The organism is Streptomyces sp. NPDC093109 (assembly GCF_040701725.1).
In the GTDB taxonomy this organism is placed as follows: Bacteria; Actinomycetota; Actinomycetes; order Streptomycetales; family Streptomycetaceae; genus Streptomyces.
The window spans coordinates 1-5,871 of record NZ_JBFBEZ010000068.1 but is presented as its reverse complement, the minus strand read 5'-3'; the positions used below and the strand labels follow the sequence as shown (position 1 = coordinate 5,871).

The 5,871-nt window shown below is 70.1% G+C and carries 1 pseudogene; it reads left to right on the top strand.

What is annotated here, in order from left to right:
- Positions 1-5,871: pseudogene (locus tag AB0389_RS36020) on the top strand (hypothetical protein); the annotation flags it as partial.

Sequence of the window (5,871 nt, the reverse complement as noted above, 5' to 3'; positions counted from 1 at the left end):
CCCACCCCCGCGCAGCTCTCCGACGCGACGGACGACCTGCCCTCGGACCAGGACGGCGTCGTCACGCCGGACCCGACCCCGCTCGCGGACCCCGGCATCAGCACGCCGCCCAACCTGTCGCTCGACACCTCCGCCCCGGCGCCGCTGCCCAGCCCCATGACGTCGCCGCTGTCGGACTCCTCGTCCGTCACCAACTACAGCGACCTCGACGCGAGCACGGTGTTCGACGGCCCCAGCTCGGTCGGCTCGATCACGACTCCGTCCACGCCCGCCACTTCCGCCCCCAACAGCCCGTCCCTCGCGCCGTACGGGCAAGGGACGGGGAAGGACGGCGCGCTCCACGGGGAGTTCGACGGCAACGCCGACCAGATACTGGGCGACGTACCGTCCGACCTGCCGTCCCTCTCGCCGGACGCGCTCCCGGACGCGCTTCCCGACGGGACGAACGCGGACGGGACGAATACGCCGGACGGGCTGTCGCGGGACACGGGGGCTCCCGGCCAGCACACCCCCGGCACCAGCCCCGCGTCCTCGGACGCCCCACGACCGCGCACCGAATCGACCCCGGCACCCGGCGAGGAGACCGGCCGGGAGACCGGTCAGAACGACAAGCAGTTCACGGACGCACCCCAGTCCGACCCTGCGGCAACGCCGACCGGCACCCCCGCGACCACTCCCGGCGCCATCTCGGGGACCGGTCAGTCAACCCTCGGTAACTCCCCGGCCGCCCCGGTCAATCAGGACGCCGATCACGACGTCACCCAGGATGTACGGGAGACCGGCCAGGACGCCCTCGCCACCCCGGGCGAGCACACCCCGGCGCCCCAGTCGGCGCTGGCCCACCCGACGCCCGACCCCGTACGCCCCGAACAGTGGCGGCACCGTCAGGAGGACGCGCCCGCCACGCAGCTGTGGACCGAGCTGCCCGGGACGACACCGGAAGCGGACGACACCGTCGTCCGGACCTCGGTCCAGCGCATCGAGGCCGAGGACGGCCGTTGGGTACGGAACCTGACGCTGGACCTCCCGGTGAACTTCGGCGAGGGCTTCTTCGCGAGCCAGCTCCCGGAGCTCCAGAACCGGATGCGCGGGCTGCTCGCCGCCCAGGTCAACACCGGGCTCCAACTGCCGCGCTCCGGCGACCAGCTCAACATCGACCTGAACCTCGTCCACAAGCCCGACCACCCCGAGGCCATCGAGCTCAGCACCACGGCGGCGGCCATGCCCACCGAGTCGAATCAGTTCGACATCCGGCTGTACTCCGACGACCCGTCCCTCGGCAACTCCGAGCGCGACCGGCGCCAGGCTCGGAACAACGCCACGGCGTTGCGCCAGGTGCTGCGCTACGCCGGTGTCGACGTGGACCCGGCGACGCTGCCCCCGGGCCCGGCCATACCGCTGGAGTACCTTCAGACCGTAGAGGACCTGACCGACTTCGGCCCGGTCGTCGCCGACCACGCGCTGAGCGCCCCGCCCGTGGCCGTGGCCACGATGTCGTCCCCCGGACCCGCCACCCCCGCCCCCCCTGCCGCCCCCGCCCACATCACCGACCCGGCCACCGACCCGGCGCCGCTCACCGCGTCGGCGTTTCCCACGGCCGCCGACTGGAACGCGCCCACCGCGACGCCCGCAAGGACACGGCAGGCCTCGGAGCCGGCCCGCACGCGCGTCGGGAACGGCCTGACGATCACCTCCGTCGACGCGGCCGAGATCCCCCGCTCCGAGGTCGAGGACCTCGTCCGCGCGGTGCCGCAGTCGGGGCCGGAGTGGGGCAGGGGCGCGGTGCGACGGCGTGACCTGGGTGATCAGGGGCGGTCGCACGGGGTCGCGTACTTCTCCGATCCGGACTGGGGGCCGCGTGAGCGGTCGTACCAGCGGTTGCCGGAGCTCACGCACCTGGTGGTGTGGAGTGAGGACGGGCCGGGCCGGCCGACCGGCGAGGTGCTGCCGGTGCCCGGTGGGGGCCCGGGGGAGCGGTTCTTCTTCGCCCGGCACGGCCGTGCTGGTGGTTTGAGTGAGGCTGAGGGCCGGGATCTTGCGGTGCGTGCGGCGGTTTCGGGCTATCAGGATGTGTATCTGCTGCCGTGCTACACCCCTGGCGAGCAGGGGGCCCGGCCGGATGTGGATCTCGGCGAGTGGGCTCGTGCGCACGGCAGGACGGTGCATGAGGTCTTGGGCCGGTCCGCGGTCACCGAGTCGCCGGATGAGCGGTTCGGTCCGGTGCTGTGGCATGTCCAGCTGAGCGACACGGGCGATGGCGGGCCCGTACTGCACAGCCATCACCCCGACGGCACCGTGACCGAAACCTGGGGCGGTGGTGGCGCGCGTGCTCAGGGCATCACACGGCCTGCGGACAGTCTGTGGGATGCCAGTGTTGCCGTCACGGCGTCACCCGAGACCGTCAATGACCTCAAGGGACTGTGGGACAGGGCGGTTGAGCAGGAGGATGGCCGGCGTCTGACCGTTACGGTCGATGGCGGCAAGGTGACCGCCGGTGATCTGATGACCGCCGTCCTGGAACAGATCGGTGCCACTGACCGGGCCGCCGAGATCACCCTGCCGAAGCCCAAGGCCGGCCTCGCTGCGGGGAGCACGCACAAGGTACTGCTCTCCTTCAACGCGGACGGTCAGCGGGGCACGGTAAGTCGTGAGATTCGTGTCGAGGCGCGGAGCGTTGCCGACTCCGCGCCTCGGCCGAGTGCTTTGCAACAGGCTGTGTTCGATCCGGAGACGACCCTCGCGGAGAACGAGAGGAAGCTGGATGTCGGCCGTGAGTTCAGTGCGGTCGTCAACGGGCTGATCCGGAACGACCCGCGAACGCGGGACATCCGGCACCCCCTCGTGCTCAGCGGGGCCGGTCAGATCAATCTCGCCTTCGACAGCCCGCGTCCGATGAACGACCTGGATTTCCGGCTCGCCATCCCGTATGTGCGGGAGTACGAGGACCGCATCAACCGTGCCTTGGCCGAGCGTTTCCCCAGCGCGCCCGGCGCCCCGCCGAACGTCCTGCGCAAGGACGATCACGATCCCCGTGCGCTCAGTGGCCGGATCAATGGTGTGGAGGTCACCATTGGTCCGAGCCCGAAGTACGAGGGCACGAGCGTGGTCGAGGGCATCGTGGTCCCCTCGGTCGTCGATTCCGTGGTCGACAAGGCGTATGCACTGGCCGCTCGGGTGGGCGGCAAGAAGCGCGACACCGACCTGTTCGACCTTCTGTGGGCGCTGGGCCGGCATCCGGGCCTGGAGACGGCGCTCGCCGAGGAACTGGTCAAGCGGCGCGGAGCGGCCTACGCGGCCCGGCCACCGGCCGGCGGAAAGCAGGATGTTACCGCGCAGTTCGGCCATGTGCTGGGCGGGCTGATGGGCAGCAAGCGAGCGCGCGAGTCACTGATGGCCCAGTGGCCGCGGTTCGGCGCCACGCCCGAGGACGTCGTGCGGTTGCAGCGCACCCTGACCGACGTGGCCGACGTCTTCCGGGCCGGCCCGGGGCCGTACCGCTCGTTGGTCGTGACGGCGGGCAATTTCACCGGCGACATGTTCGGTCTGGCCACCGCGCTCCTGCTCAACCCGAGGCTCCACGTCGGTGTGATGACGGGACCCCGCCACCCCGACCAGGTCGGGCCGTTCATCCGGAAGACCATCACGGCTCCGGTGCACGCGCAGTACACCAAGGCCGTGGCGCGGCTCGACGCGAGTACCGACCTGTCGCCGGGCCGGCGCGCGGATGCGCTGGCCCGGCTCACCGCTCAGCGGGATGCCGAGCTGCGTGAGCAGGAAGCCCGCGTCCACACCCTCCACTCCAACGACCCGCACAGCGTGTACACCCAGGCGGCGAACGGCTACACGGCCCTGCCCTACGCCGAGATGAGCCCCGCCGTACCGCTGGGGCTGCGCAGCACCCGGCTCCAGAAGCCGACGTGGTACGCGACCAACGAGGTCGCGGCACAGTGGGGCCGTCAGGGGCACGAGCGGGCGAAGGTCCGCGCGGCGTGGGGTCTCGACACCCCGCGGACCGGCCAGGTACGGCGCTTCCTCGCGGCACGTGGGGTGCCGGAGAAGGGCCCCTACGTGGTGTTGTGGTCCCGGTTGAGCAGCCGTCAGGAGGGTGAGCCGCACCCGCAGCACGACACCAGCACCACAGGGCTGCGGCAGATCATCGAGAACCTGCCACCCGGCACGAACGTCGTCATCGCCGGAGACAGTTCCCGCAACGACGCGTTGGAGGAGCTGGCCGACGAGTATCCGAACGTCCATGACCTGACGGAGTTCTGGACGGGCGCCGACTGGCGGAAGGCGTTCCCCGGCGGGACGCGCGAGGACCAGATGCAGGTCTTCGACCACCTCTCCCAGGTCTCCGTCGGTGAGTTGAAGCACCTGGGGTTCCGCAGCGGCAACCTGGAGGCGTATGCCCTGATCGGGCACCGGGTCCGCTACCTGGAGGAGACCGGGAACCGCCAGGGCAAGCGCATGGAGACATGGCACGCTCCGGACATCGGCTACCAGCGGATCACCGTGAACAAGGTACCGACCCTGGCGGGCCAGTGGGTGGTCGCGAACGCCGCGGTGACCGGCAACGAGGCCCCCGCCCCGTGGTGGAGCGAGCTCGACGGTACGAGCGCCCGCGACCGGCTGAAGACCAAGGCACTCGCCACGTTCGGCATCGAGAACTCGCCCGCGCGGCGTGGCTACGACCGACTGGACCTCCAGGCCATTGGGGCATACCTCCGATTCCCCGGCCCTGGAGTCTCCACAGCGGGCTCACGGCTCGCCCTGACCCCGCAGGACCAGGAAGGTCATGAGCGCGCGATCGGCTATCTGACGGGGCTGGATGCCGACGAGAGCCGTCGGGTGAACGCGTGGGCGGTCGAGCGGGTGGGGGTCGATCACCACGTGCCTCTGGCGCTCGAGCCGTCCGCCGAGGGCTATGCGCGGCAGCGGCTGCTGACGGACTTCATCTCCATGGTGGCGTTCACCCATGCGACGCGGGGCGAGCAGGCGGCCGGGGAGCTCTCGCTCCGGTTGGCGCACGACTACGGCACCCGGCGGACGGTGCGGGCTCGGGGCGGTGCTCGGGATGATGCCGCGCCCGTGGTGCTGGCGCAGATCCGCTACTTGCAGGAGTCGGTCAGGTTCGAGAAGGCGCTCGCCCGCTACCTGTCCGAGGACGTGGAAACCAATGTAGAGCTCGGGAAGATGGCGCGTGCGGTCTGGCGCAAAGCCGAGCGGCACCCCGAATTCCGTTGGTACCTGGACAGTTTCGGGAGTGACGATCCGAGGATCGTCGGCGCTGTCGGCGTTTCCTACGATGCTCTGGCAGATGTGGTGTTCCAAGGGAATCTGCGTGAGCGGATGAACTTCTTGTTCCTGGGGCTCAGTTCGGGCCTGATCTACGACCTCTTGGGCGTCGGTGTGGTCCCGCCCGGCGAGATCGGCATCGAGCGGGCGGACCGCGTCCGGGGCGAGGCGCAGACTCGTTATATGGAAGAGCGCAAGCGAATCGAAACCGCGGATCTGTCGAATGAGGAGAGGGCGCGGGCGTATCGGGAAGCCGAAGAGATTCTGCGGTCGAATTTCCGGGCGTCGGAGGTGCATCCGCCGCTGAGTGAGGCCGAGCGGCGGATGGTGGGTGACGCGGAGATCTTGCCGTGGGTGCCCGGGGAGAGCTACTACGGGATTCGGTTGGATAGTGATTTCCAGCGGCGTTCGGAGGCCACGGGCGGCCTGATACGCACGGGCACGTCCGGTTCCACTTACCATTTCATGCGCACCGCGCTCTATATGAATGAGATCTGGGGTCTTGATCTGGATCCCGTTCTGATCCGGCTGGCCGCGATCGGTGGCATGGTGTCGGCCGGGCACCACACGTTCCAC